This is a genomic window from Halomonas sp. ND22Bw, from assembly GCF_003011945.1.
Lineage (GTDB): Bacteria > Pseudomonadota > Gammaproteobacteria > Pseudomonadales > Halomonadaceae > Halomonas > Halomonas halophila.
Genome location: NZ_PXWD01000342.1, coordinates 1 through 360, shown reverse-complemented (window position 1 = coordinate 360; position 360 = coordinate 1). Strand labels below are relative to the sequence as shown.

General features: G+C 60.6%; 1 protein-coding gene. It reads right to left on the bottom strand.

From position 1 onward, the window contains the following. Positions 1-360, bottom strand: a 360-nt coding sequence (locus CVH10_RS18350) for a cytochrome P450 (RefSeq protein WP_219924802.1), incomplete at both ends; no start/stop codon positions are given.

Genomic DNA, 360 nt, shown 5'->3' with positions numbered 1-360 from the left:
CGGGCATTTGCGCCAATTGCTGATAGGCGAAGCCGGTGACGTTGGTGACGGTGGCCATGCCGCCCAGGAACAGGACGAAGCTCATCGCCAGGATCTCGTCCTCGTTCATCGTGCGGCCACCGATGTCGACGGTGATGAAGTGGCTCATCAACTTGTCGTCGGGGTTGGCCCGCTTCTCGTCGATCAGCGCCTTCATCTCCCCCAGGATCAGGCCCGACAGCCGACCGATCTCCTCGGCATTGTTCTGATTGTCGAAGAAGGCCTCCGCCAATTCGCGAAACTCGCGCAGGCGGGACAAGTCCATGCCCATCAACTCCATGAAGACGCTGACGGGGAACACTTTCGACACGTCGCCCTGGA